This is a genomic window from Pseudomonas sp. URIL14HWK12:I12 (assembly GCF_003097135.1).
In the GTDB taxonomy this organism is placed as follows: Bacteria; Pseudomonadota; Gammaproteobacteria; order Pseudomonadales; family Pseudomonadaceae; genus Aquipseudomonas.
The window spans coordinates 507,679-534,119 of record NZ_QEQL01000002.1; the positions used below are offsets into that span (position 1 = coordinate 507,679).

General features: G+C 64.3%; 17 protein-coding genes and 1 pseudogene. 8 read left to right on the forward strand and 10 right to left on the reverse strand.

What is annotated here, in order from left to right:
- The first annotated feature begins 134 nt into the window (after positions 1-134).
- Together betB and betA are read left to right on the forward strand one after the other, a co-directional pair.
- Positions 135-1,607, forward strand: a complete 1,473-nt coding sequence (gene betB, locus F474_RS09440; protein WP_097085401.1) for a betaine-aldehyde dehydrogenase — start codon at positions 135-137, stop codon at positions 1,605-1,607.
- Between the two features lie 49 nt (positions 1,608-1,656).
- Complete coding sequence (gene betA / locus F474_RS09445; RefSeq protein WP_371916146.1) at positions 1,657-3,396, forward strand: choline dehydrogenase; 1,740 nt, start codon at positions 1,657-1,659, stop codon at positions 3,394-3,396.
- A 27-nt stretch (positions 3,397-3,423) separates the two neighbouring features.
- Here betA and ada read toward each other — a convergent pair whose 3' ends face one another.
- The 3 genes from ada to nirB all read right to left on the reverse strand — a co-directional run bounded on the left by ada (position 3,424) and on the right by nirB (position 7,574).
- The gene (gene ada / locus F474_RS09450; RefSeq protein WP_097085399.1) at positions 3,424-4,512 is read right to left on the reverse strand and encodes a bifunctional DNA-binding transcriptional regulator/O6-methylguanine-DNA methyltransferase Ada; all 1,089 of its coding nucleotides are present in this window, start codon (positions 4,510-4,512) and stop codon (positions 3,424-3,426) included.
- 138 nt (positions 4,513-4,650) lie between these two features.
- Positions 4,651-5,022, reverse strand: a complete 372-nt coding sequence (gene nirD, locus F474_RS09455) for a nitrite reductase small subunit NirD (protein ID WP_097085398.1) — start codon at positions 5,020-5,022, stop codon at positions 4,651-4,653.
- On the reverse strand, positions 5,022-7,574 hold the full coding sequence (nirB, locus tag F474_RS09460; RefSeq protein WP_097085397.1) for a nitrite reductase large subunit NirB: 2,553 nt from the start codon (positions 7,572-7,574) through the stop codon (positions 5,022-5,024). The genes nirD and nirB overlap by 1 nt, the downstream gene beginning before the upstream one ends.
- A 588-nt stretch (positions 7,575-8,162) precedes the next feature.
- Between nirB and F474_RS09465 the strand changes: the two genes are divergently transcribed.
- From F474_RS09465 to cobA, 6 genes are all read left to right on the forward strand, one after another.
- The gene (locus tag F474_RS09465; RefSeq protein WP_097085396.1) at positions 8,163-12,251 is read left to right on the forward strand and encodes a bifunctional nitrate reductase/sulfite reductase flavoprotein subunit alpha; all 4,089 of its coding nucleotides are present in this window, start codon (positions 8,163-8,165) and stop codon (positions 12,249-12,251) included.
- Between the two features lie 68 nt (positions 12,252-12,319).
- Positions 12,320-13,528, forward strand: coding sequence for a CmpA/NrtA family ABC transporter substrate-binding protein (locus F474_RS09470; RefSeq protein WP_256577752.1), 1,209 nt, complete (start codon positions 12,320-12,322; stop codon positions 13,526-13,528).
- A 9-nt stretch (positions 13,529-13,537) separates the two neighbouring features.
- The gene (locus F474_RS09475; protein WP_097085395.1) at positions 13,538-14,113 is read left to right on the forward strand and encodes an ANTAR domain-containing response regulator; all 576 of its coding nucleotides are present in this window, start codon (positions 13,538-13,540) and stop codon (positions 14,111-14,113) included.
- Between the two features lie 362 nt (positions 14,114-14,475).
- A complete protein-coding gene (locus tag F474_RS09480; protein WP_097085394.1) occupies positions 14,476-15,687 on the forward strand; it encodes a NarK/NasA family nitrate transporter in 1,212 nt (403 codons plus the stop codon).
- A 10-nt stretch (positions 15,688-15,697) separates the two neighbouring features.
- Positions 15,698-17,365 (forward strand): bifunctional protein-serine/threonine kinase/phosphatase, encoded by a 1,668-nt coding sequence (locus F474_RS09485; protein WP_097085393.1) that lies wholly within the window; start codon positions 15,698-15,700, stop codon positions 17,363-17,365.
- A 56-nt stretch (positions 17,366-17,421) separates the two neighbouring features.
- On the forward strand, positions 17,422-18,258 hold the full coding sequence (cobA, locus tag F474_RS09490) for a uroporphyrinogen-III C-methyltransferase (protein WP_097085604.1): 837 nt from the start codon (positions 17,422-17,424) through the stop codon (positions 18,256-18,258).
- Here the strand turns inward: cobA and F474_RS09495 are convergent.
- The 7 genes and pseudogenes from F474_RS09495 to F474_RS09525 all read right to left on the reverse strand — a co-directional run bounded on the left by F474_RS09495 (position 18,150) and on the right by F474_RS09525 (position 26,374).
- Positions 18,150-18,506: a helix-turn-helix transcriptional regulator gene (locus tag F474_RS09495; protein WP_097085392.1), complete on the reverse strand. Its 357-nt coding sequence runs from the start codon at positions 18,504-18,506 to the stop codon at positions 18,150-18,152. The two genes, cobA and F474_RS09495, sit on opposite strands and share 109 nt — an antisense overlap.
- Positions 18,507-18,559: 53 nt before the next feature.
- Complete coding sequence (locus F474_RS09500; RefSeq protein WP_097085391.1) at positions 18,560-19,678, reverse strand: alkene reductase; 1,119 nt, start codon at positions 19,676-19,678, stop codon at positions 18,560-18,562.
- A 255-nt stretch (positions 19,679-19,933) separates the two neighbouring features.
- The gene (locus tag F474_RS09505) at positions 19,934-21,187 is read right to left on the reverse strand and encodes a ribonucleotide-diphosphate reductase subunit beta (protein WP_097085390.1); all 1,254 of its coding nucleotides are present in this window, start codon (positions 21,185-21,187) and stop codon (positions 19,934-19,936) included.
- A gap of 309 nt (positions 21,188-21,496) precedes the next feature.
- Positions 21,497-22,097 (reverse strand): annotated as a pseudogene (locus F474_RS09510) (putative adenosine monophosphate-protein transferase Fic).
- 2 nt (positions 22,098-22,099) lie between these two features.
- Positions 22,100-22,270: a YhfG family protein gene (locus F474_RS09515; protein ID WP_097085389.1), complete on the reverse strand. Its 171-nt coding sequence runs from the start codon at positions 22,268-22,270 to the stop codon at positions 22,100-22,102.
- Between the two features lie 233 nt (positions 22,271-22,503).
- Positions 22,504-23,376 (reverse strand): neutral zinc metallopeptidase, encoded by an 873-nt coding sequence (locus F474_RS09520; RefSeq protein ID WP_097085388.1) that lies wholly within the window; start codon positions 23,374-23,376, stop codon positions 22,504-22,506.
- 121 nt (positions 23,377-23,497) lie between these two features.
- Positions 23,498-26,374, reverse strand: coding sequence for a ribonucleoside-diphosphate reductase subunit alpha (locus F474_RS09525; protein ID WP_097085387.1), 2,877 nt, complete (start codon positions 26,372-26,374; stop codon positions 23,498-23,500).
- Positions 26,375-26,441: the final 67 nt, after the last annotated feature.

Below are 26,441 nucleotides of genomic sequence, written 5' to 3' on the forward strand. Positions count from 1 at the left end.
GGTGTGGCGCTTTGTCGCAGAGCTTAGCGATTGTTGATTGATCGTTCAATATAAAACAAATACTCTGTAGGCAATCCGGGCACGGCGCCCTGCCGGCCAGCCCGTCATCACATTCACACCTTCGCGAGGGATTTATGGCCCGTTTCGATCTGCAAAAACTCTACATCGGCGGTGGTTATGTCGACGCCAGCAGCGGCGAGACCTTCGACGCCATCAACCCGGCCACCGGCGAGGTATTGGCCAAGGTGCAGCGGGCCAATCGCGAAGACGTCGACCGCGCCATCGAAAGCGCCGAGAAAGGTCAGAAAATCTGGGCCGCGATGACGGCCATGGAGCGTTCGCGAGTGCTGCGCAAGGCGGTCGACCTGCTGCGCGAGCGCAACGATGAACTGGCCATGCTCGAAACCCTCGACACCGGCAAGTCCTATTCCGAAACCCGTTACGTCGACATCGTCACCGGTGCCGACGTGCTGGAGTACTACGCGGGCCTGGCCGTGGCCATTGAAGGCGAGCAGATCCCGCTGCGCGACACCTCGTTCGTCTACACCCGCCGCGAGCCGCTGGGCGTCACTGCCGGCATCGGCGCGTGGAACTACCCGATCCAGATCGCCCTGTGGAAGTCGGCCCCGGCGCTTGCCGCCGGCAACGCGATGATCTTCAAACCCAGCGAAGTCACCTCGCTGACCACCTTGAAACTGGCCGAGATCTACACCGAAGCGGGCTTGCCGGCCGGTGTGTTCAACGTGTTGACCGGCAGCGGCCGTGAGCTGGGTACCGCACTCACCGAGCACCCGCTGATCGAGAAGATCTCTTTCACCGGCGGCACCGACACCGGCAAGAAAGTCATGGCCAGTGCCTCGGCGTCCACCCTCAAGGAAGTGACCATGGAGCTGGGCGGCAAGTCGCCGCTGATCATCTTCAGCGACGCCGACCTGGACAAGGCCGCCGACATCGCGATGATGGCCAACTTCTACAGCTCCGGCCAGGTGTGCACCAACGGTACTCGGGTGTTCGTGCCCAGCGCCCTGAAGGCTGACTTCGAAGCCAAGATCGTCGAGCGCGTCAAACGCATCCGCGTGGGCGACCCGACCGTGGAAACCACCAACTTCGGCCCGCTGGTGAGCTTCCCTCACATGGAAAGCGTGCTGAGCTACATCGCCAAGGGTAAAGAAGAGGGCGCCCGGTTGCTGATTGGCGGCGAGCGCCTGACCGAGGGCGCCCTGGCCCAAGGCGCGTACGTCGCCCCCACGGTGTTCACCGACTGCAACGACGAAATGACCATCGTGCGCGAAGAAATCTTCGGTCCGGTCATGAGCATCCTCGCCTACGACACCGAAGAAGAAGTGATCCGCCGTGCCAACGACACCGAGTTTGGCCTGGCTGCCGGCATCGTCACCCAGGACCTGACCCGCGCGCACCGCGTGATCCATCAGCTCGAAGCGGGCATCTGCTGGATCAACGCGTGGGGCGAGTCCGCCGCGCAGATGCCGGTCGGTGGCTACAAGCAGTCTGGCGTAGGGCGCGAGAACGGCATTTTGTCGCTGGCACAGTACACCCGGGTCAAGTCGATCCAGGTGGAACTGGGTGCCTACGCCTCGGTGTTCTGAACGGTATGGGTGACGGCACCGCAGTGGCGGGCCGCAGGAGAGGATCATCATGAAAGACTACGACTACATCATTATCGGGGCGGGTTCGGCAGGCAACGTGCTGGCCGCTCGCCTGACCGAAGACGCCGGCGTCAGCGTGCTGCTGCTCGAAGCCGGCGGCCCTGACCACCGCCTGGACTTCCGTACCCAGATGCCGGCGGCGTTGGCCTTCCCGCTGCAGGGGCGGCGCTACAATTGGGCCTACGAGACCGACCCCGAGCCACACATGAACAACCGCCGCATGGAATGCGGGCGTGGCAAGGGCCTGGGTGGCTCCTCGCTGATCAACGGCATGTGCTACATCCGCGGCAACGCCATGGACCTCGACAACTGGGCCGCCCAGCCGGGCCTGGAAGACTGGACATACCTGGACTGCCTGCCGTATTACCGCAAGGCCGAGACCCGCGATGCCGGCCCGAACGACTGGCACGGCGGCGACGGCCCGGTGAGTGTCACCACCGCCAAGCCCGGGGTGAACCCGTTGTTCGAGGCCATGGTGGAAGCCGGCGTGCAGGCCGGTTACCCCCGCACCGAAGACCTGAACGGCTACCAGCAGGAAGGCTTCGGCCCAATGGACCGTACCGTGACGCCCAACGGGCGGCGCGCGAGCACCGCGCGGGGTTACCTGGACGTTGCCAAGCAGCGCGACACGCTGACCATCGTCACCCACGCCATGACCGACCGCATTCTGTTCGAGGGCAAGCGCGCCAGCGGCGTGCGCTACCTGGTCGGCGGCCAGGCCCACGAGGCCCGTGCGCGCAAGGAAGTATTGCTGTGCGGGGGGGCCATCGCTTCGCCGCAGATCCTCCAGCGTTCGGGGGTGGGCCCGGCCGACTTGCTGCAGCAGCATGGCGTGCCAGTGGTGCACGACCTGCCGGGGGTGGGCGAAAATTTGCAGGATCACCTGGAGATGTACATTCAGTACGCCTGCACCCAGCCGGTTTCACTGTACCCCTCGCTGCTGTTGCACAACCAGCCGGCCATTGGAGCCCAATGGCTGTTCAACGGCACCGGCATTGGCGCCAGCAACCAGTTCGAGGCCGGTGGTTTCATTCGCAGCCGCCCGGAGTTCGAGTGGCCGAACATCCAGTATCACTTCCTGCCGGTGGCGATCAATTACAACGGCAGTAACGGTGTGCGCGAGCATGGTTTCCAGGCCCATGTGGGCTCCATGCGCTCGCCCAGCCGCGGCCGGGTGCAGATCAAGTCCACCGACCCGCATGAGCATCCGAGCATTCTGTTCAACTACATGTCCAGCGAGCAGGACTGGCAGGAGTTCCGCGACGCGATCCGCATTACCCGCGAGATCATCGCCCAGCCTGCGCTGGATGCATTTCGGGGTCGCGAAATCAGCCCAGGCCCTGAGGTGAGCACCGACGAGCAGCTCGATGCCTTCGTGCGCGAGCACGCCGAAACCGCGTTCCACCCGTCCTGCTCCTGCAAGATGGGCACCGACCCGATGGCAGTGGTCGATGGCCAAGGCCGTGTTCACGGCCTCCAGGGGCTGCGTGTGGTGGATGCCTCGATCATGCCGGAGATCATCACCGGCAACCTCAACGCAACCACCATCATGCTGGCCGAGAAGATCGCCGACCGCATCCGCGGGCGCCAGCCGCTGCCGCGCAGCACGGCCAAGTACTACAAGGCCAACGGCGCTCCGGTGCGTGGCACACCGATGCGCAAGACCGAGCACACCGCAGGGATGGACGCCCTGGCCACCCCGGCGATGGCCGAGCCGGCCCTGTCGTAAACCTGCTGCACTGGCCCCGCCCGATGCTCATCGGCGCGGGGCCTGCTCTCGTTGCAGTAGCGTGCGCTTACGCTCCACACCCCAGCGGTAACCCGACAGCGAGCCATCGCTGCGCACCACCCGGTGGCAGGGGATGGCCACTGCTAGCCTGTTCGCCCCGCAGGCGTTGGCCACGGCGCGCACTGCACCGGCCATGCCGATGCGCTCGGCGATGTCGGTGTAGGTTACGGTCGAGCCAAAGGGCACCTCCCGCAGCGCTTGCCACACCTGCTGCTGAAACACCGTCCCGCGGATATCCAGCGGCAAGGCCAGGGCCGTGCCGGGAGACTCCACGAAGCCCACCACCTCGGCTACCCGCCTTTCGAAATCAGCGTCGTTGCCTATGAGGTTGGCGTTGGGAAACTGGTCCTGGAACTGTTCGACCAGCGCGTTGGGGTCGTCACCCAGCGAGATGGCGCATATCCCCTTGGCGCTTTCCGCCACCAGGATTGCACCCAGTGCGCTGGCGCCCACGGCGAAGCGGATATCGGTGTCGGTACCGCCGGCCCGAAATTGCGTTGGCTTCATACCGAGGATTTTCTGCGACGCTTCGTAAAACCGGCTGTGGGAGTTGTAGCCGGCATCATAAACGGCCTCGGTGACGGTTCGCGATTGCGCCAACTGCTCTCTTACCCGGGCGTGCAGCGAGGCGCTGGCGTAGGCTTTTGGCGTAAGGCCGGCAACCTTCTTGAAGATGCGATGAAAATGAAAGGGGCTCATGCCCGCCTGCTCGGCCAGCCCGTTCAGGCTGGGCATTTGCTCAGCGGCCTGGATCAGCCGGCAGGCCTCTGCCACCACCTGCGTGTGCCTGGCTGCGACGACCTGGGGCGCGGCGCCGGCGCGCCGAGAGCGCCGGTAGCCCGCCGCCTCGGCTTGCGCTGCATTGTCGAAGAACACCACGTTTTCCGGCCGGGGCAACTTGGTCGGGCTGTGAGCGCTGCCATACACGCCAGTGGTGACGACGCCGTAGACGAACTCGGCCTCGGCCGGCGCCGTGCGGCTGATGAGCATCTGCCAGCGAGGGTCGTCTTCGGTTTCGCACCGCTGCCCGGCCGGGGCCCGTTCGATACTGTCCATGGCTGCGCCTCGTTCTGTGAATGATGCAAGGCTAACGCTGCAGGGCAGCCTTACCAATCCGAGTCTTGCTCTCATATCTTCAATCGATCAAGCAAGGCTGGCACAGCCGGGGCCTAAAGGGCGAGCACCGGCCAGTGGCTAACCCACCCTTACCTCGACGTCACCTTCTCTCAGCCGCGCCCGCCATACCTTCAGCCGTTCAGTTGGTGCTTCCACACACACGCCATCCTCCAGACCGAAATGCTGTTTGTACAACGGCGCGGCCACGACCAGTTTCCCCGCCAGGTTGCCGATCAGCCCGCGGCCGATAACGTTGGCCCCTGACCGGGGATCACGGTTTTCCAGCGCGAAAACCTGGCCATCGCCCTGTTCGCCCGGCAGGTAGAACAAGGCAATCTGAGCGCCGTCGAGCAGGGCGACAACGCCTGAGTGGGCGACCAGGTCATCGCGGCCGCACACTTTGTTCCAACGGGTATCGCTATCGGCCGCCTGTGCATTGGTGCCATTCATCACACCACCTCCGTTATGTTGATCAGGTCCAGTTCTTCGGCACGCGCCGGCCGCCGCTGGCCGCGCTCCTTGATGAAGCGAACGTCCGGGTCCGCGCCGCTGGCGTTGACGAAGGTGCGGAAGCGCTTGAGCTTTTCCGGGTCGCCCAAGGCGTTGGCCCACTCGCATTCATAGCGATCGACCACCAGTTGCATCTGCGCCTCGAGTTCGGCTGCAAGGCCCAGGCTGTCGTCGATGATGACGGCTTTGAGGTAGTCCAGGCCCCCTTCGAGGCTTTCGCGCCACACCGAGGTGCGCTGCAGCTTGTCGGCGGTGCGGATGTACAGCATCAGGAAACGGTCGATGTAGCGAATAAGGGTTTCGTCGTCCAGGTCGGTGGCCAGCAGCTCGGCGTGGCGCGGGCGCATGCCGCCGTTGCCGCTGATGTAGAGGTTCCAGCCCTTTTCCGTGGCGATCACGCCCACGTCCTTGCTCTGCGCCTCGGCGCACTCGCGGGTACAGCCGGACACGGCGAATTTGAGTTTGTGCGGCGAGCGCAGCCCTTTGTAGCGGTTCTCGATGTGCAGGGCCATTTGCACGCTGTCCTGCACGCCATAGCGGCACCAGGTGTTGCCGACGCAGCTTTTCACGGTGCGGGTGGACTTGCCGTAGGCATGCCCGGTTTCAAAGCCGGCCGCGATCAGCTCGGCCCAGATGTCCGGCAGCTCATGCAGCTGGGCGCCGAACAGGTCGATACGCTGGCCGCCGGTGATCTTGGTGTATAGGTCATACTTCTTGGCCACCGCGCCGATAGCGATCAACCCCTCCGGAGTGATTTCGCCTGCGGGAATGCGCGGCACTACCGAGTAGGTGCCGTTCTTCTGCATGTTGGCCATGAAGGTATCGTTGGTGTCCTGCAGCGGCACCAGCCACGGCTCCATGATCGGCCGGTTCCAGCACGAGGCGAGAATCGAGCCCACCGCCGGCTTGCAAATGTCGCAGCCCAGGTGGCCCTTGCCATGGCGCGCCAGCAGTTCGTCGAAGGTTTCAATGCCTTCCACGCGCACCAGCGAGTACAGCTCCTGGCGAGTAAAGGCGAAGTGCTCGCACAGGCTTTTGTCGACCGTCACACCGCGCGCGATCAATTCATGCTCGAACACTTGCTTGAGCAGCCCCGCGCACCCGCCACAACCGGTGCCGGCCTTGGTCTGCTGCTTGATCCCGGCCAGGTCGCTGCACCCGGCGTCGATCGCGCAGCAGATCGCACCCTTGCTGACGTTGTGGCAGGAGCAGACGGTGGCGGTGGCTGGCAGTGCATCCACGCCCAGGCTTGGCGCCGCTTCGCCCTGGGGCAGGATCAACGACGAAGGATCGGCAGGCAGCGCGATGCCGTTCTGGATGTACTGCAGCAGCGTGTCGTAATAGCTGTTGTCGCCCACCAGCACTGCACCGAGGGCCCGTTTGCCGTCGGCCGATACCACCAGGCGGCGGTAGCTGGCGGTGGCTTCGTCGATGAAACGGTAGCTGCGAGCGCCAGCCGTGACGCCCTGGGCATCGCCGATGGAGCCGACGTCGACACCCAGCAGCTTGAGCTTGGTGGACATATCGGCACCCAGAAAGGGTATGCCGTCGCGTTGGCACAGCTGCGCGGCGACGTTGCGCGCCATCTGATAACCCGGCGCTACCAGCCCGAAGACGCTGCCGTTCCAGGCGGCACACTCACCGATGGCATGGATATGCGGGTCGCTGCTGCGGCAGTCGCTGTCGATGGCGATACCGCCCCGGGCCCCGAGTTCCAGCCCGCAGGCTCGGGCCAGGCCGTCGTGGGGGCGAATACCGGCCGAGAACACCACCAGGTCGGTTTCCAGGCATTGATCGCCTGCGAAATTCATGCGGAAACGGTAATGCTCACCGGGGGTGATCGATTCGGTGCTTCGGCCCAGGTGTACCTGAACGCCCAAGGCTTCGATACGCGCCTTGAGCGCCACGCCGCCGGCTTCATCCAATTGCACCGGCATCAGCCGGGGCGCGAACTCCACCACATGGGCTTCCAGGCCCAGGCTGCGCAGCGCATTGGCCGCTTCAAGCCCTAACAGCCCGCCGCCCACCACCACACCGCGCCGGGCGTTCGCGGCGGCAGCGCGGATCGTGTCCAGATCGGCCAAGGTACGGTAGACCAGCCGCGAATCCCCAGCCGCACCTTCGATGGGCGGCACGAAGGGATAGGAGCCGGTGGCCATGACCAGATGGGTATAGGCGAGCGAACCGTTTGCGGTGATCACCTGCTTGCCGGCCCGGTCGATCTCCAGCACTGCGGTGCCCAGGTGCAAGGTCACCCCTGGCTGCTGGTAGAGCGCCGCCTCACCTAGGGCCAGGGATTCGGCATCACGGCCTGTGAAGTATTCGGACAGGTGCACACGATCGTAGGCGCGCAGCGGTTCTTCGCTGAACACATGAATGTGGTAGCGGCTCAATGCCCCGTTTTCCACCAATTGCTCCACGCAATGGTGGCCGACCATGCCGTTGCCGATGATCACGAGGGTTTGCAGATCACTTGCCAGTTCGCTGTTCATGGGAGTACCTCTCAGAGCCGATCCGGTTGTTTCGAAGCAAAAAAAAGCGCCTGGAACCAGAAGGTCCCAGGCGCCTTTGCCTGTTCTTGCTGCCGGCCCATGGGCCTGACGCAGTCGTTGTCACCTGGGCCATCAGGGGCCAAACGATCGCCGTTGATCGACAAGGTAGCCCGCTGGCACGGTGCAGCGGGCAGACCAAGCCTATGCAGCGGTTGTGCCACAACCGTGCGGGGCTGCTTGAAAGGCCCGGCGCTCAAGGCGTGCACGCAATGCTGGCCCCTGCAGTATGACGACCTGCGCGCGCCAGGACGGTGCAAAACGGCGCCGCGCCGCCCCAGGGAGAGGCGCCCTTGGTGTGTAGCTTCTGCACCGTTTGCCTGCGCACCGAGGGTGCAGGGCAGCGGCAGCCGGGCGTTGCGGCCACCGTGCTGAATGTTGGCCCAGCCATTGCTACGCACAGGCAAAGGCCGTCAACGACGATGGCCGCCCATCCAGGCATTACCCCACGACAAAGGCGCCGTGCAGCTTCCGTTGAAAAACGGTCCAGCAGCATGGCGCCTTTGTCGTTTGCGCACAGAGAGCACAGCGATGGCGAACACCCTCGAACCCGGCAAGACCGTACGCAGCGTATGCCCCTACTGCGGGGTAGGCTGTGGCATCGTCCTGCACGTGGAAGACAACCTGATCGTCAAGGTCTCGGGTGACAAACAGCACCCCAGCAACGCCGGGCGCCTGTGTACCAAAGGCAGCACCTGCGCGGCTCCCGTGGCCGACCCCGGAAGAATGCACCATGCCTTCGTTCGCGAAGAGCGCACCCGCGACCCGGTTCGCGTTGGCCTCGACCAAGCCATCGAAGCAACGGCCAGCCGCTTGCGCGGCATCATCGATGAGCACGGTGCCGATGCATTCGCCCTGTACGTCAGCGGGCAGATGTCGCTGGAAGCTCAGTACCTGGCCAACAAACTGACCAAAGGCTTCATCCGCAGCCAGCATATCGAATCCAACTCCCGGCTGTGCATGGCCAGCGCGGGCAGCGGTTACAAGCTCTCCCTCGGGGCCGACGGCCCACCGGGTGCCTACGACGATTTCGAGCACAGTGATGTGTTTCTGGTAACGGGCGCGAACATGGCCGACTGCCACCCGGTGTTGTTTCTGCGCCTGCTGGATCGGGTCAAGGCCGGGGCGAAGCTGATCGTTGTCGACCCGCGGCGTACCAGCACCGCCGAGAAAGCCGACCTGTACCTGCAGATCGCCCCCGGCACCGACCTGGCATTGCTCAATGGGCTGTTGCATCTGTTGGTCAAAAGCGGCCACACCGACCGTGCCTTCATTGCCCGTTTCACCGAAGGTTGGGAGGTGATGGACGATTTTCTGCAGGCCTATACGCCTGAGCATGTCGCCCAGCTCACAGGCCTTGCCGAGGCGGACATCCGCCAGGCCGCGCGGTGGATCGGCGAAGCGGCGAACTGGATGAGTTGCTGGACCATGGGCCTGAACCAGAGCGTGCAGGGCACCTGGCACACCAATGCGCTGTGCAACCTGCACTTGGCCACCGGTGCCATCTGCCGCACGGGCAGCGGGCCGTTTTCGCTCACGGGCCAGCCTAACGCCATGGGCGGCCGGGAGATGGGCTACATGGGCCCGGGCCTGCCCGGCCAACGCTCGGCGCTCGAGGCACACGACAGGGCGTTCATCGAACAGGTGTGGGGTATCGAGCCCGGCAGCCTGCGTGCCGAAGGGGGTGGTGGCACCGTTGATATGTTTCAGGCCATGGCCGCAGGCAGCATCAAGGCGTGCTGGATCATCTGCACCAACCCGGTGGCCAGCGTGCCCAATCGCCAGCAGGTGATCGACGGGCTGCGCAAGGCCGAGCTGGTGATTACGCAAGAGGCGTTTCTCGACACCGAGACCAATCGCTACGCCGACATTTTGCTGCCCGGTGCATTGTGGGCCGAAGCCGAAGGGGTGATGATCAACTCCGAGCGCAACCTGACCCTGACTCAGCAGGCGGTGCAACCCCCGGGCGAGGCCTTGCCAGACTGGCAGATCATCGCCCGCGTCGCTTGCGCCATGGGGTATGCCGAGGCGTTCAGCTATGCCAGCGCGGCTGAGGTGTTCGAAGAGATCAAGCGCACGGCGAACGCCACCACCGGCTATGACTTGCGCGGCGCCAGCTACGCGCGCCTGCGCGAGCAACCACTGCAGTGGCCCTGCACCTCACCGCAGGCGCCGGCCCGCAACCCCATCCGCTATGTGCAGCCAGCCACTGCCGGCGAGCGGCCGGCGCCGGTGTTCGCCACCGCCAGTGGCAAGGCGCAGTTCTTTGCCCGCCCGTATCTGCCCCCTGCCGAGCTGCCCGATGAGCAGTTCCCGCTGGTGCTCAACACCGGCCGCGTGCAGCACCAATGGCACACGCTGACCAAGACCGGCAAGGTGCCTGCGCTGAACCGGCTCAACCCCGGGCCTTTCGTCGAGGTTCACCCCGCCGACGCTCAGCGCTTGGGTATCGGCCCGGGCGACCGGGTGAGCGTTCGCTCACGCCGTGGCGAGGCGGTGCTCCCGGCGGTCGTCACCGACCGCGTTCGGCCAGGCAATTGCTTTGCACCCTTTCACTGGAACGACGTGTTCGGTGAGTCGCTGGCCATCAATGCAGTGACCCACGATGCGGTCGACCCGATATCCTTGCAGCCAGCCTTCAAGTACTGCGCCGTGGCGCTGCAAGCTTTGCCCCGCAGCGAGCGCGAACAGCCGGCGGTTTGCTCGGCCGCAACGGCGGCGTTCGCCCCCCAGCAGGTCGACAGCGTTGCCCGGCTGTTGAGCCTTGATGGCCTGGCCCCGCCCACCTTGAGCGAGCAAGCGCAGTTGTACATGCGCGGCTATCTGCTGGGCCTGCGCAGCGCGGTGCACAGCGGCGTGCCGACGATCCCCGAACACGCGCCGCTGAGTGCAGAGCAGCGCGTGCTGCTCAATGGTTTGCTGGCCGGCATGTTCTCCCGCGCCGGCGAGCCTGGCGCGGCGGTGGGCGTGCCCACCTCGGCGCCAGGCGCTGAATGGCTGGTGCTCTGGGCATCGCAAACCGGCAATGGAGAAAACCTTGCAGCCCTGTGCGCCGAGCGCCTGGCCGGCGCCGGCCAGCGCACCCGGGTACAGGCCATGGACAGCGTCGAGCTCGACCAACTGTGCAGCGCCGCTGGCGTGCTGCTGGTGACCAGTACCTTTGGCGACGGCGACCCACCAGACAACGCTGTCGATTTCTGGCAAACACTGTCGGGCGCCGGCCCACAGAGCCTGAAGAACAGCCGCTTCGGTGTATTGGCGTTGGGCGACTCCAGCTACCGGCAGTTCTGTGGCTTTGGCCGTAAACTCGATGAACGCCTGGCCGCCCTGGGCGGTGAGCGTCTCCAGCCGCGCCTGGAGTGCGAGCCAGACTATCAGGCACCGGCCGAACACTGGCTGGTCGAGTTGTGCAGCAAGCTGGCGCACCCGGCAGCCACCGCGCCCCAACCCGCTCAGGCAGCGCCCGCTACCGCGGCCACCCTGGCGATGGCCGCCGATCGCAACCCCTACACCCGCTCCCAGCCGCTACGCACCCGCTTGCTGAGCAATCGCGTGCTCAATGGCGTGGGGGCCGAGAAGGAAACCCGCCACGTGTCGTTCGACCTTGCCGGCCACCACTTTCCTTACCGTGCCGGCGATGCCTTGGGCGTTTGGCCGGTCAACGCGCCCGAGTTGGTGGAGCAGTGGCTGAGCACGACCGGCCTGGACGGCAGCACGCAGGTGCAGCTGGACAACCAGCCCCCGATGGCATTGCGTTGCGCCTTGAGCGAGCACCTGGAGATCGCCCGCATCAGCCCTGACCTGCTGCGGCGGGTGGCTGCCCAGCACGGCGATGGGAAGCTGCAGGCCTTGCTCGAAGACGACCAGCAAGCGGCGTTGCAGGATTGGCTATGGGGGCGCCAGCTGCCGGCCCTGCTCAGTGAGTTCCCGATCACCCTCGATGCGCAGCAATGGGTGCGGCTGCTCAAGCCGCTGCAACCCCGGCTTTACTCAATCAGCTCCAGCCCCGCCGTGACGCCCGATCAGGTGCACCTGACCGTCGCCACGGTGCGCTACCACCATCAGGGCATGGCACGTGGCGGCGTGTGTTCGACCTTTCTGGCTGACCGGGCCGGTGAGCAAGGGGTGCGCATCTACCTGCAGCCGTCTGCGCATTTCCGCCCGCCATCGAGCGCCGATACGCCGCTGATCATGATCGGGCCGGGCACCGGCATCGCGCCATTTCGTGCCTTTCTGCAGGAGCGTCAAGGCCAGCCCGGCAGCAAGAACTGGCTGTTCTTCGGTGAGCAGCGCGCCCGCACCGACTTCTATTACCGTGACGAGCTGCAGGCCTGGCAGCGCAGCGGTGTGTTGCAGCGGCTGGACACCGCGTTTTCCCGTGACCAGCAACAGAAGATCTATGTGCAACACCGCATGCTCGAACAGGGCGCCGAGCTGTGGCAATGGCTGGAGCAGGGCGCTCATGTGTGTGTGTGTGGCGATGCCAGCCGCATGGCCAAGGATGTCGACACCGCGCTCAAGAAGATCGTGCAAACCCATGGCAAGATGAGCAGTGCTGCGGCAGCGTTGTACGTCAGCGACATGAGCAAGGCGCGTCGATACCTGCGGGACGTCTATTGAAGGCAGGCTCGCGCGCCTCGCCTCTGGGGCGATATTTTTCCACGCACTAAGAATCAGGAAACTACGGTGTGAGCGACAACAGCAACGACCTCACGGTACCTCACGCACTGGCGTGGGTGGCAGGCAGCGACGGCCCTGAAAAACACGCCCTGAACATCGGTTTCATGCCCTTGAGCGACGCTGCCTCCGTGGTGGTCGCAGCCACCCAGGGCTTTGCCCAACCCTACGGCCTCACCCTCAACCTGCACCGGCAGGCCTCGTGGGCAGGGGTCAATGACAAGCTGGCGAGCGGTGAGCTGGACGCTGCGCATGCGTTGTATGGCATGGTCTACGCCCTCGAGCTCGGCATCAGCGGCGCGCCGGCGACCGACATGGCCGTGTTGATGGGGCTGAACCAGAACGGCCAGAGCATCAACCTTTCGCAACCGCTCAAAGACGCCGGCACTACAACCCCTGCTGCCCTTAGGAAGCGCGCCGGCCAAGTGGGCGAAAAGCTCAATTTCGCGCACACCTTTCCAACCGGAAGCCATGCCATGTGGCTGTATTACTGGCTGGCCAGCCAGGGCATCCACCCGTTGCAGGACGTCAACAGCGTGGTGGTGCCGCCGCCGCAGATGCTTGCGCACTTGCAGGCAGCACGCATCGACGGCTTCTGCGCGGGTGAACCCTGGTGCGCCAACGCGGTGCTGCTCGGCCAGGGCTGCACGGTAGCGACCAGCCAGGCCATTTGGCCGGACCACCCCGAAAAGGTGCTGGCCTGCACGCGGGCGTTCGCCGAGCAGTATCCCAACACGGCCCGGGCATTGGTGATGGCGGTATTGGAGGCCAGCCGCTTCATCGAGGCCAGCCAGGAGAACCGCCGCAGCACGGCGCAACTGATGAGCAGTGGCGAGTACCTCGACGTGCCGCTGGCCAGTATCGAGCCGCGGTTCATGGGCTTTTACGACGATGGCCTGGGCAAGCAGTGGCAAGACCCCCACCCGCTGAGCTTTCATAATCACGGCATCGCGAACTTCCCCTACCTCTCCGACGGCATGTGGTTCATGACCCAGTTCCGGCGCTGGGGCTTGCTGCGCGACGACCCTGACTACCTGGCTGTGGCCCGGCGCGTGCAGCAGCTCGACCTTTACAGCGAGGCCGCTGGCGCGCTGGGGGTCGCCACGCCTTCAAGCCCTATGCGTTGCTCGCAGCTGCTCGATGGCAGCGTTTGGGATGGCCACGACCCTGTTGCCTATGCGCGCAGCTTTGCCCTGCATGCCCGTCATGACCCGTCATAGGAGGTCCATGTGTTGCGCATTTTGCTGATCAACGACACCTCCCGCACCGGCGGACGCCTGCGCACTGCACTGAGCGAGGCGGGCTTCGACGTGATCGACGAGTCAGGGCTGACCATCGACCTGCCGGCGCGCGTAGAGGCCGTGCGCCCGGATGTGGTGCTGATCGACACCGACTCTCCCAGCCGCGATGTGATGGAGCAGGTGGTGATGGTCACCCGTGACCAGCCCCGGCCTATCGTCATGTTCACCGACGAGCACGACCCGGTGGTGATGCGCCAGGCGATCAAATCAGGCGTCAGTGCTTATATCGTCGAGGGCATCCATGCCCAGCGCCTTCAGCCGATCATGGAGGTCGCCATGGCGCGCTTCGAAAGCGATCAGGTATTGCGCTCGCAGCTGCACGCGCGCGACCAGCAATTGGCCGAACGCAAGCGCATCGAGCTGGCCAAGGGCATGCTGATGAAGATGAAGCAGTGCGACGAGGAACAGGCCTACACCCTCATGCGCCGCCAGGCCATGAGCAAGCAACAGAAGCTGATCCAGGTGGCCGAACAGATCATCGCCATGAATGAGCTGCTGACCTGACCGGCCCCTCGGCCGGCAACGCCTGCCAGGGCGTGCACCGCAATGCGGCAACCCTTGCACCAAAGGGGCCATGGTGGTTCATCCACACCCGGGCCCACCCCTGTGCCCTAGCCCGAAAAGCGCCGCTGCAGAGCGGCGCAAGGTTCTTGGCACACAACCTGCTTTGGCCTGTGCTCAGGTAGCCAACGGCGGTTGCCCACCACGACAAAGACGTCGCACGTCCCTTCGCGCAAGCGGGTAGGGGATGGCGACGTCTTTTGCGTTTATGGCCTTGCAAACACGAGGCGGTGGAGCAGCCCCAGGGCTCGCCCACCTGCAAGCACGTGACTTTCGTTGACTCCATTTGCAGATGAGGTGCTGGAATGAACAACAGTTTCTGGAAAGCCGGGCATACCCCGACATTGTTTGCCGCGTTCCTGTATTTCGACCTGAGCTTTATGGTGTGGTACCTGCTCGGCCCTATGGCGGTGCAGATCGCAACCGACTTGCAGCTGACCACCCAGCAGCGGGGTTTCATGGTGGCCACGCCGATTCTGGCCGGGGCAATCCTGCGTTTCGTCATGGGGATGCTGGCGGACCAGTCATCGCCCAAGACCGCGGGCATCGTTGGCCAGGTCATCGTGATCGTCTCGCTGCTGGCGGCCTGGCAACTCGGCATCCACAGCTACGAGCAGGCACTGCTGCTCGGCGTGTGCCTGGGCATGGCCGGCGCCTCGTTCGCGGTGGCGCTGCCGCTGGCCTCGCAATGGTACCCGGCCGAGCACCAGGGCAAGGCCATGGGCATCGCCGGGGCCGGTAACTCCGGCACGGTGCTGGCCGCACTGGCTGCGCCGGTTCTGGCAGCGGCCTTTGGCTGGACTGAAGTTTTCGGCCTGGCGTTGATCCCCCTGGTGGTGACGCTGGTGGTGTTCTGCCTGCTGGCGCGGAATGCCCCGCACCGCAGCAAGCCGAAATCCACGGCCGACTATTTCAAGGCCTTGGCCGATCGCGACAGCTGGTGGTTCATGTTCTTCTACAGCGTCACCTTCGGCGGCTTCATTGGCCTGGCCAGCGCGCTGCCGGGCTACTTCCATGACCAGTACGGCCTGAGCCCGGTGACTGCCGGCTACTACACCGCTGCCTGCGTGTTTGGTGGCAGCCTGATGCGGCCGCTGGGGGGCGCCCTGGCCGACCGGCTTGGCGGCATTCGGACATTGCTCGGCATGTACGCTGCGGCGGCGGTGTGTATCGCCGTGGTGGGCATGAACCTGCCCAGTTCGGTGGCGGCACTGGCGTTGTTCGTCAGTGCCATGCTGGGGCTGGGGGCGGGCAACGGGGCGGTGTTTCAACTGGTGCCACAGCGTTTCAATCGCGAAATCGGCGTGATGACCGGCCTGATCGGCATGGCCGGTGGCATCGGTGGCTTCCTGCTGGCTGCAGGCTTGGGCGCCATCAAGCAGAGCACCGGCGACTATCAACTGGGCTTGTGGCTGTTCGCAAGCCTTGGCGTGGTGGCCTGGTTCGGGCTGTTGAGCGTCAAGCGCCGCTGGAGAACCACCTGGGGCTCGGCTGCCTTTACCGCTGCGCGGGTCTGAGCCTGCCGCCATGCCTTTGCAGTTGAGCTACGCCCAAAGCAGCGCCAGCGGGCCCCGTGCCGAGAATCAGGACGCCACGCGAATGGTCAGCCCCGCGCCCTCGCTGGCGGCCAGCAAGGGCTACCTGTTCGCACTGGCCGATGGCGTCAGCCATTGCAGCGATGGCGGGCTGGCCGCGCGCTCGACCTTGCAGGCCCTGGCGCACGATTATTACGCGACCCCCCAGACCTGGGGCGTCGCGCAGGCCCTTGACCGTTTGTTGCTTGCCCAGAACCGCTGGCTGCACGCCAATGGCGGCGGGCAGCCGTTGCTGACCACCCTGAGCGCCATCGTGCTGCGTGGCCAGCGTTTCACCTTGGCGCACATCGGTGATTGCCGGGTCTATCGCTGGCACCAAGGCCAGTTGCAGCGCATCAGCGAAGACCACGTATGGAGCCAGCCGGGCATGCAGCATGTGCTCAAGCGCGCCATGGGGCTGGAGCAGCACCTGGTGGTTGACTACCGCGAGGGCGAGTTGCGCCTGGGCGAGTGTTTCCTGCTGGCCAGCGATGGGGTTTGGGCGACCCTCGGCGAAGCGTCGATCGCCGGCATGCTGCGCGATGAGCCCGATCTTCAGCGCGCCGCCCAGGCGCTCGTGCGGGCCGCTCACCTGGCGGGCAGCCAGGACAACGCCAGCGCGGTGCTGGTGAGGGTCGAGGCGCTCGGCCAGGGCTGTTTGGGCGATGCCCTGGAGCAGGTCGAGCAGTGGCCGTTGCCCCCCACTCTGAAACCGGGGCAACGCTTCGAGGGCTGGCTCGTCGAGGCGCGGCTGAGCGAGACACGGCAATCGGTACTGTATCGGGTGCGCGACGCCCAGCAGCAACCCTGGTTACTCAAAACCCTGCCCGCCCACTGCGACGGTGACAACGAAGCTGGGCAGCGCTTGCTTCGGGAAGAGTGGTTCCTGCGGCGGGTGGCTGGGCGTTTTTTCCCAGAGGTGCACGCCGGCGCCGAGCGCCAGCATCTGTATTACCTGATGCGCGAGCACCCAGGCATTACCCTGGCCGAGCATTATCGCCAGCACGGCACACTCAGCCTGGCCCAGGGGCTGGACATCGCCCTGCATCTGCTGCGGGCGCTGGGCATGCTGCACCGGCGCAACATCCTGCATCGCGACGTCAAGCCAGAGAACCTGCTACTCAATGGGGAAGGGGACCTGCGGCTGCTGGATTTCGGCCTGGCGTTTTGCCCGGGGTTGTCCACCCAGGCGCCCGGTGAGTTGCCCGGCACGCCCAACTACATCGCGCCGGAGGCCTACGCGGGTGCCGCGCCCAGCGTGGCGCAGGATTTATACAGCGCCGGCGTTACCCTGTATTTCCTGCTGACGGGCCATTACCCCCATGGCGAGGTCGAGGCCTTTCAACGGCCTCGCTTCGGCGCCCCCGTGCCCGCCAGCCGCTATCGCCCGGACCTGCCCGAATGGCTGGTGCACAACCTCGACCAGGCGCTGGCCAGCGACCCGGCCGAACGTTTCGAAACCGCCGAGCAGTGGGTACTGGCGCTGCACAACGGCGAGCAGCAGCCTGCTACGCGTTTTCGCCCTCTTCTGGAGCGCGAGCCTTTGAAGGTATGGCGCACCCTGGCACTGGGTTCGCTGCTGCTCAATGGGCTGTTGTTGATCTGGATGCTGCACGGATGAAACCCAACCCCCCAGAGCCGCGCCGCGCGGTTCTCAACGCTGATGAGGTAAACCCCATGAACGCAAAAGTCTGGCTGGTCGGTGCCGGCCCAGGGGATCCGGAGCTGTTGACCCTCAAGGCAGTGCGTGCACTGCGCAGCGCCGATGTGGTGATGATCGACAGCCTGGTCAACCCGGCGGTGCTGGAACATTGCCCGGGGGCTAAGGTGATCGGCGTGGGCAAGCGCGGTGGCTGCCGGTCCACCCCCCAGGCGTTCATTCATCGCCTGATGTTGCGCTATGCACGGCAGGGCAAGTGCGTCGTACGCCTGAAGGGGGGCGACCCCAGCATCTTCGGGCGCGGCAGCGAAGAGGCCCAATGGCTGGGCGAGCACGGTATCGAGGTCGAGTTGGTCAACGGCATCACCGCTGGCCTGGCCGGGGCGACCCAGTGCGATATCCCGCTGACGCTGCGTGGCGTCGCCAGGGGGGTGACGCTGGTGACGGCCCATACGCAGGACGACAGCCCTTTGAACTGGCGAGCGCTGGCGCAGGCGGGCACTACCCTGGTGGTCTACATGGGGGTGGCGAAGCTCAAGGAGGTGCGCGACGAGTTGCTCGCAGGCGGGCTGGCCGCCGACACGCCGGTGGCGATGATTGAAAACGCTTCGCTGCCGCAGCAACGGGCGTGCTACAGCGATTTGGCCGGCATGCATGAGGCAGCACAGGCCTTTGAACTCAAGGCGCCGTCAGTGATGGTGATCGGGCGGGTGGTCGAGCAGGGCAGCCAATGGCAAACGGCCGGTCAGCCGGCAGAGCCTGGCAAGCCCGCCCGGCCGTTGGCGACTTCCACTTCAAGCTCGCCCAGCAGGGTTGCCAGCGCGGCGGTGACTGCGGCTTCGTCACGGGTGTAGTAGGTCCACTTGCCCACCTTGGTCGCTTTGACAAAGCCCACATCGTGCAGGGCTTTGAGGCACAACGACGTTGCCGGCTGGGCAAGGCCGGCTTTGTCTTGTATCAAGCTTGCGCAAACACCATAGACACCGAAGTCATACAACTGGCTGTAACCGGCGAACGAGGCGTGCGGGTCTTTCAGCCACGCCAGCACCGTGCGCCTGACAGGGTTGGCCAATACTTTGAGGGCTTCGCTCACATCTGCCATCGGTTTCCTGCTCCTGGGCCGGCGGGCTTGAGCCGGCGATCAAAGCAGGCATTCTAGGTTGGGCTTGCCGGATAGTCGATGTAGCCGTGTTCGCCCCCGCCATACAGCGTGGCAGGGTCGACCGGGTTCAAGGGCAGGCCGTGCCTGAACCGGTGGGGCAGGTCCGGGTTGGCGATGAAGGTGCGGCCAAAGCCGAACAAATCGCCATAGCCGCTGGCCAGTACCGCTTCGGCTTTGGCTTGGGTATAGCGGCCGGCATACAGGATCGGCCGGGAGAACACTTCCCGCAGTGCTGCACGGAAGGGGGGCGGCAGATCCGGGCTGTTGTCCCAATCTGCTTCTGCGATGGAGAGATAACCCACCCCCAGCGCTTCGAGCAGCGCTGCGGCCTGGGTGTAGGTGTGGTGAGGGTCTTGCTCGACCAGCCCCAGGTACACCCGCTCTTCATCGGTCGTTTCGAACAGCGGGGAGAAGCGAACGCCTACCCGCGCACCGCCGAACACCTCGATCACCGCTTCGGTGACTTCTCGCAGGAAGCGCAAGCGATTGGCCAGCGAGCCGCCATATTCGTCGGTACGTTGGTTGGTGTGTTCCGAGATGAACTGGTTGATGAGGTAACCATTGGCGCAGTGCAGTTCCACACCGTCGAACCCCGCTGCCTTGGCATTGACCGCGGCGGTGCGATAAAGCTGCACGAGCGCTTTCACCTCAGCGGTAGCCAGCGCCCTTGGCGTGCTGGGCGCCACCAGGGCCCCAGCTTGCGGGCCGGTTTCGATGAATACTTTCACAGCCGTGGCGGGCAGCGCCGAAGGCGCAACCGGGGGCTGCTGGCCAGGTTGCAGGCTGGTATGCGACACCCGCCCCACGTGCCAGAGCTGGCAGAAAATCACACCTCCTTGCTCATGCACCGCGTCGGTGACTGCCCGCCAACCGGCAATCTGTGCGGGGCTGTAAATCCCCGGCGTCCAGGCATAGCCCTGGCCGCGCGGTTCGATCTGCGTGCCTTCGGTGATCATCAGGCCTGCGCTGGCACGCTGCCGGTAGTAGTCAACCATCATTGCATTGGGTATGTCGCCGGGCTGGGCGCTGCGTGACCGCGTGAGCGGCGGCAGAACGATCCGGTTTTTCAGGGTGAGGCCGCCGAGTGAGACGGAATCGAACAGGGTAGGCATGGGCGCGCGGCTCCGAAAATGAAGGTGACGCATTTAAACATTCGAATGTTTAAATGTATACGCTTTTTCGGTTGGCCGGTTTGATCGAGGTTGGCGGAGGGAGGGAAAGCTCAAAGGCGAACGCTGCTGGAATGTTGCGCCTGCCTTTGCAACTGAGCCACCTCGGCTTACGCCGGAGGTGGCTCGGTTTTTGTGTGGCAGGGCCAGCCAATCGGCTGTTGCGGCTGGCCAGTGGCATCTACTGCACGTTCAGCCTCAATCCCAGCTCAACGCCCCACCGGTCTGATACTCGATCACGCGGGTTTCGAAGAAGTTCTTCTCTTTCTTCAAGTCCATGATCTCGCTCATCCACGGGAAGGGGTTGGTGGTGCCCGGGTATTCTTCTTTCAGGCCGATCTGGGTCAGGCGGCGGTTGGCGATGAACTTGAGGTAGTCCTCCATCATCGCCGCGTTCATGCCCAGCACGCCGCGCGGCATGGTGTCGCGTGCGTATTCGATCTCCAACTGCGTGCCCTGGAGAATCATCTGGGTAGCCTCTTCCTTCATTTCGGCGTCCCACAGGTGCGGGTTTTCGATCTTGATCTGGTTGATCACGTCGATGCCGAAGTTCAGGTGCATGGATTCGTCGCGCAGGATGTACTGGAACTGCTCGGCGACGCCGGTCATCTTGTTGCGCCGGCCCATGGACAGGATCTGGGTGAAGCCGCAGTAGAAGAAGATGCCTTCGAGCACGCAGTAGTAGGCGATCAGGTTACGCAGCAGTTCTTTGTCGGTTTCCGGGGTACCGGTCTTGAACTCGGGGTCGGAGATGGCGCGGGTGTACTTCAGGCCCCAGGCAGCCTTTTTGGCCACCGACGGGATCTCGTGGTACATGTTGAAGATCTCGCCTTCATCCATGCCCAGCGACTCGATGCAGTACTGGTAGGCGTGGGTGTGTATCGCTTCCTCGAACGCCTGGCGCAGGATGTACTGGCGGCATTCGGGGTTGGTGATCAGGCGGTACACCGCCAGCGCCAGGTTGTTGGCCACCAGGGAGTCGGCGGTGGAGAAGAAGCCCAGGTTGCGCAGCACGATGCGGCGTTCGTCGTCGGTCAGGCCATCGGCGCTCTTCCACAGGGCGATGTCGGTGGTCATGTTGACCTCCTGCGGCATCCAGTGGTTGGCGCAGCCGTCGAGGTACTTCTGCCAGGCCCAGTCGTACTTGAACGGCACCAGCTGGTTGAGGTCGGCACGGCAGTTGATCATGCGCTTGGAGTCGACGGTAACGCGCGCGGCAGAGCCTTCGAGCTCGGCCAGGCCTTCGGCGATGTCCAGGTCATTGAGTGCGGCCTTGGCACGGGCGACCGCGGCGCTGTCGTCGGCAGCGATGGCACGGGCCTGATGCGCGGCGGCGTCACCGGCGCTGTCGAGGCGCTCCAGCTCCGCGCCCATAGGCTGCTGCGGCTGTGCAGCGCCTTTGGCGGCGGGGGCTTCGGTATCTTCTTTGTCGAATTCGTCCCAGCTCAGCATGGTGGGTGGCTCCTGCGAGAGGGCTGCATAGGGGGCAGCCATGTGGATGTTGGAAATCTGTACGTTGCCCGCGCCTTTAGCTGGATGCCGGCTCGGGCGACGAGAGTTCGAGAGGGCCGATGCACTGGGGCGTATCGGCCGACTTGGGGGACACGATTGTACTGGAAAGCGTGCCTCGACGCGCCCTTTTAGCTTAACGAGCTTGTTGGGTGTGCAGCCAGCTTTTTGCAGCCTGAAATCTACATATAGTGGGTTTTATTGATCGGTAGCACAGGATATAGGCTTGGGCGCGGATGTCCACCCTGCTGATCAAGCTGAAAAGGGCGCTTGGCCGATGCAGCGATCGAATATGTCGGCAAGCGGTGCATAGTTGCAGGCTACAGCGCTGATATTGGCGTGAACCCACTCGTCGGGTGAAATGGGGCGCCAGTCGATAGGATACTCGGCAGCAATGACCAGTTGCTCGAATAGCAGCCGCTGAGCTCGGCCATTGCCTTCTCGGAAGGGGTGAAGCATGTTCAGCTCGCCGAAAAACTCTGCCAGCAGTGGCGTGAGCGCTGGCCGTTCGAGCCCCTGAAACCACTGCTTGGCACCTGCCCAGGCAAAGAGCTTTTTAGCTTCAGGCTCGATACGGGAGACGTTGCAAAATCGTGTTGCCCCCCTTGAAGATGTCGACTTCGCGCACCTCGCCGGCGAATGGATAGATATCCTTGAACAGGTGCCGATGGAGGGCCTGTAAACTACTGAGGTCGTAGGGAGGGGGGTGAAAAACCACCTCGCTGGCGGCAATGCTGCTCAGCTCTCGCTCAGCGTCGTCCAGCGTTGACTGAACCCGAAGGCCCAGATGATTGCGCAACACTGAAGTACCGGGGTAACAGTAGGGGTCTTGCCCAACCCCATACTTGTCCACTGTCACCGAGCGCTATCGGTGCGATACCGCCGCAGTACCTGCTCACGTGTGGGGACAGGTTTTTCTTCCTCGCCCTGAGGCACATTGAACCCTTCGAGCCGTAGGCTAGCCGCGTAATTGATGCGGCGCACCTTGGCAAAGTATGCGCGCTTGGTTTCCAGGGAAGTGGGCATAAGGGTTACCTGATTAGGGAATGACGTAAGTATACGCGCAATCGCCCTACTGCAAACGCCTGATTCTCATTACGATTTAGGAGATTCTATGCTTTGCAGGTCTTCATACCCAAGCGATTTCGATACACGAGGGCGGCTAGCCGCGCGACGCGCTGATTTTTGAGCCAGCCAAGCTGCTCATTGCCCGGCGAACCGGGCTCCTGCTGTAGCGGCTGTGTTGTACTTTCCCGGCCTTAAAGCGCCTTGGCCGCAAACGTATCGCAATCGCCCACGCGCCCTTGCGCAAAGCCTGCCTTGAACCAGTGCTGGCGCTGCGCCGAAGTGCCGTGGGTGAAGGCATCGGGCATCACCCGGCCCTGGCTCTGCTCCTGCAGGTGGTCGTCGCCAATGGCATTGGCGGCGTTGAGCGCGTCGTCGATATCACCCGGCTCCAGCCAGTTCAAACGCGCCTGGGCATGGTTGGCCCACACACCTGCGAAGCAGTCGGCCTGAAGCTCCTGGCGAACCGACAGGCCATTGGCCCCCTCCATCGGCTGGCCTTGCCGGCGCGCAGCGTCTACCCGGCCGGAGATGCCCAGCAGGTTCTGCACGTGGTGGCCCACTTCGTGGGCGATCACATAAGCCTGGGCAAAATCGCCAGCGGCGCCGAAGCGTTCGCGCATTTCTCGGAAGAAGTCCATGTCCAGGTACACCTGGCGGTCGCCGGGGCAATAGAACGGGCCTACCGCCGAGGTCGCACGGCCGCAGGCCGAGCTGACCTGACCGTGGAACAACACCAGTTTCGGGTCTTGGTACTGCTTGCCCTGGGCTTCGAACAACTGCCCCCAGGTGTCTTCGGTGTCGCCGAGGATCGCGCGCACGAAGTCGGCCTGCTGGTCGTTGGCCGGCGGCGCCTGGCGCTGCGCCGGGGCGCTGGAGGTGCCGGCACCGGTCAGCTCGCTGAGCAATTGCAGCGGGTCTTGGCCAGTGAGCAGCCCGAAGCCGACGATCAGTACCACCGCCCCCAGGCTCAACCCGCCCTTGCCCAGGGGAATGCCGCCCCCACCGCCGCCGCTGCCGCGGGCATCGACCACGTTGTCGCTGCGGCGGCCTTTTTTCCAAAGCATGGGGGCATCTCCTGATAGGTTGTCAGTGCAACAGACCCGGGCCGCCGCGCCAGGTTCGTTCGGGCATGAAAAACCCCTCGGCCCGGCAAGCGGGGCGAGGGGTTGGGCGGTGCAGCTCAGCTTATTGGCAAGCTTCGCAATCCGGCTCGTCGATTGCGCAGGCCTTCGGCACCGGGGCCGGGCCGGCAGCCTGGACCGGGGCGCTGTCGCCGCCGCTGGAGACGGCGTTGAGCTTACCGGTGCTGATGGTCGACTTCTCGGTGCTGGTAGCGGCCAGGGCACGGAGGTAGTAGGTGGTTTTCAGGCCACGGAACCATGCCATGCGGTAGGTCACGTCGAGTTTTTTGCCCGAGGCGCCGGCGATGTACAGGTTCAGCGATTGCGCCTGGTCGATCCACTTCTGGCGGCGGCTGGCGGCTTCGACGATCCAGCGGGTGTCGACCTCGAACGCGGTGGCGTACAGGTCTTTGAGCTCCTGCGGAATGCGCTCGATCTGCTGCACGGAGCCGTCGTAGTACTTCAGGTCGTTGATCATGACCGAGTCCCACAGGCCGCGGTCTTTGAGGTCGCGGACCAGGTAGGGGTTGATCACGGTGAACTCGCCGGAGAGGTTCGATTTCACGTACAGGTTCTGGTAGGTCGGCTCGATCGACTGCGAAACGCCGGTGATGTTGGCGATGGTGGCGGTCGGGGCGATGGCCATGATGTTCGAGTTGCGGATGCCTTTCTGCACACGGGCGCGTACCGGGGCCCAGTCCAGGGTTTCGGCACGGTCAACTTCGATGTACTTGGCGCCACGCTGCTCGATCAAGGTAGCCAGCGAGTCCAGCGGCAGCACGCCTTGCGACCACAGCGAGCCCTGGAAGGTCTCGTAGGCGCCGCGCTCGTCGGCCAGGTCACAGGAAGCCTGAATGGCGAAGTAGCTCACCGCTTCCATGGAACGGTCGGCGAACTCGACGGCTGCGTCAGAACCATAAGGAATGTGCTGTAGGTACAGTGCGTCCTGGAAGCCCATGATGCCCAGGCCGACCGGGCGATGCTTGAAGTTGGAGTTCTTCGCCTGGGGCACGGAGTAGTAGTTGATGTCGATCACGTTGTCGAGCATGCGCACAGCGGTGTTGATAGTGCGTTGCAGCTTGGCGGTATCGAGCTTGCCGTCGACGATGTGGTTGGGCAGGTTGATCGAGCCCAGGTTGCACACCGCGATCTCGTCCTTGTTGGTGTTCAAGGTGATCTCGGTGCACAGGTTGGAGCTGTGCACTACGCCCACGTGCTGCTGAGGGCTGCGCAGGTTGCACGGGTCCTTGAAGGTCAGCCATGGGTGGCCGGTCTCGAACAGCATCGAGAGCATCTTGCGCCACAGGTCTTTGGCCTCGACGGTTTTGTAGACCTTGATCTTGCCGTACTCGATCAGCGCTTCGTAGTACTCGTAGCGCTCCTCGAAGGCCTTGCCGGTCAGGTCGTGCAGGTCAGGGGTTTCCGAGGGCGAGAACAGGGTCCATTTGCCGCCTTCGAACACACGCTTCATGAACAGGTCGGGGATCCAGTTCGCGGTGTTCATGTCGTGGGTGCGGCGGCGGTCGTCACCGGTGTTCTTGCGCAGCTCGAGGAATTCCTCGATGTCCAGGTGCCAGGTTTCCAGGTACGCGCACACCGCGCCCTTGCGCTTGCCACCCTGGTTTACGGCCACGGCGGTGTCGTTGACCACTTTCAGGAAGGGCACCACGCCCTGGGATTTGCCATTGGTGCCTTTGATGTAGGAGCCCAGCGCGCGCACGGGGGTCCAGTCGTTGCCCAGGCCGCCGGCAAATTTCGACAGCATGGCGTTGTCGTGGATGGCGCCGTAGATGCCGGAGAGGTCGTCCGGCACGGTGGTCAGGTAGCACGAGCTCAGTTGCGGGCGCAGGGTGCCGGCATTGAACAGGGTTGGCGTGGAGGCCATGTAGTCGAACGACGACAGCAGGCGGTAGAACTCGATGGCGCGCTCGTCGCGGTTCTTCTCTTCGATGGCAAGGCCCATGGCCACGCGCATGAAGAACACCTGCGGCAGTTCGAAACGGATGCCGTCTTTATGAATGAAGTAGCGATCGTAGAGGGTCTGCAGGCCCAGGTAGGTGAACTGCTGGTCGCGCTCGTGATCGATCGCCTTGCCGAGTTTTTCCAGGTCGAAGTTGGCAAGCTCAGGGTTGAGCAGCTCGAATTCCACGCCCTTGGCAACGTAGGCGGGCAGGGCGGCGGCGTACAGCTCGGCCATTTCGTGGTGCGTGGCGCTCTCGGCCACGCCCAGAAAGCCCAGGCCTTCGGCGCGCAGGGTGTCCATCAGCAGGCGAGCGGTCACGAACGAGTAGTTCGGCTCGCGCTCGACCAGGGTACGGGCGGTCATCACCAGGGCGGTGTTGACGTCTTTGATGGCCACGCCGTCGTAGAGGTTTTTCAGGGTTTCACGCTGGATCAGCGCGCCGTCGACCTCTTTGAGGCCTTCGCAGGCTTCGTTGATGATGGTGTTCAGGCGGCCCATGTCCAGCGGCTCGAGGCTGCCGTCATCACGCTTGATGCGGATGCTCGGGTGCGGCTCGGCAATGGTGTTCTCGCCCTGCTGCTTGCGCTTGACGGCCTGGGCTTCGCGGTAGATCACGTAGTCGCGGGCGACTTTGTGCTCGCCGGCGCGCATCAGGGCCAACTCGACCTGATCCTGGATCTCTTCGATGTGAATGGTGCCGCCCGAGGGCATGCGGCGCTTGAAAGTGGTGCTGACTTGCTCGGTCAAGCGCGCCACGGTGTCGTGGATGCGCGAGGAGGCCGCTGCAGTGCCGCCCTCGACCGCGAGGAACGCCTTGGTGATGGCGACGGTGATCTTGTCGTCGGTGTAGGGAACGACAGTACCGTTACGCTTGATCACGCGCAGTTGGCCCGGGGCGGTGGCGGTCAGTTCAAGGGACTGGTCCGCGCCCTGGGGCGCTTTGGCCTGCGGGGTCTCGCGAGTCGGTTCGGTGTGCATGGGGCTCTCCATGATAGCTCTGTGTTGGCCGGCGGCGCGCTGGGCGCTGCTCGCGGCATCATGACAA

Excerpts from the sequence above, each read along its gene's own strand:
- ada (WP_097085399.1), bottom strand. The coding sequence starts at position 4,512 with ATGGACAGTATCGAACGGGCCCCGGCCGGGCAGCGGTGCGAAACCGAA.
- F474_RS09525 (WP_097085387.1), bottom strand. The coding sequence starts at position 26,374 with ATGCACACCGAACCGACTCGCGAGACCCCGCAGGCCAAAGCGCCCCAG.
- nirB (WP_097085397.1), bottom strand. The coding sequence starts at position 7,574 with ATGAACAGCGAACTGGCAAGTGATCTGCAAACCCTCGTGATCATCGGC.
- cobA (WP_097085604.1), top strand. The coding sequence starts at position 17,422 with ATGAACGCAAAAGTCTGGCTGGTCGGTGCCGGCCCAGGGGATCCGGAG.
- F474_RS09485 (WP_097085393.1), top strand. The coding sequence starts at position 15,698 with ATGCCTTTGCAGTTGAGCTACGCCCAAAGCAGCGCCAGCGGGCCCCGT.
- F474_RS09520 (WP_097085388.1), bottom strand. The coding sequence starts at position 23,376 with ATGCTTTGGAAAAAAGGCCGCCGCAGCGACAACGTGGTCGATGCCCGC.
- nirD (WP_097085398.1), bottom strand. The coding sequence starts at position 5,022 with ATGAATGGCACCAATGCACAGGCGGCCGATAGCGATACCCGTTGGAAC.
- F474_RS09515 (WP_097085389.1), bottom strand. The coding sequence starts at position 22,270 with ATGCCCACTTCCCTGGAAACCAAGCGCGCATACTTTGCCAAGGTGCGC.
- betA (WP_371916146.1), top strand. The coding sequence starts at position 1,657 with ATGAAAGACTACGACTACATCATTATCGGGGCGGGTTCGGCAGGCAAC.
- F474_RS09480 (WP_097085394.1), top strand. The coding sequence starts at position 14,476 with ATGAACAACAGTTTCTGGAAAGCCGGGCATACCCCGACATTGTTTGCC.
- F474_RS09500 (WP_097085391.1), bottom strand. The coding sequence starts at position 19,678 with ATGCCTACCCTGTTCGATTCCGTCTCACTCGGCGGCCTCACCCTGAAA.
- F474_RS09465 (WP_097085396.1), top strand. The coding sequence starts at position 8,163 with ATGGCGAACACCCTCGAACCCGGCAAGACCGTACGCAGCGTATGCCCC.
- betB (WP_097085401.1), top strand. The coding sequence starts at position 135 with ATGGCCCGTTTCGATCTGCAAAAACTCTACATCGGCGGTGGTTATGTC.
- F474_RS09495 (WP_097085392.1), bottom strand. The coding sequence starts at position 18,506 with ATGGCAGATGTGAGCGAAGCCCTCAAAGTATTGGCCAACCCTGTCAGG.
- F474_RS09505 (WP_097085390.1), bottom strand. The coding sequence starts at position 21,187 with ATGCTGAGCTGGGACGAATTCGACAAAGAAGATACCGAAGCCCCCGCC.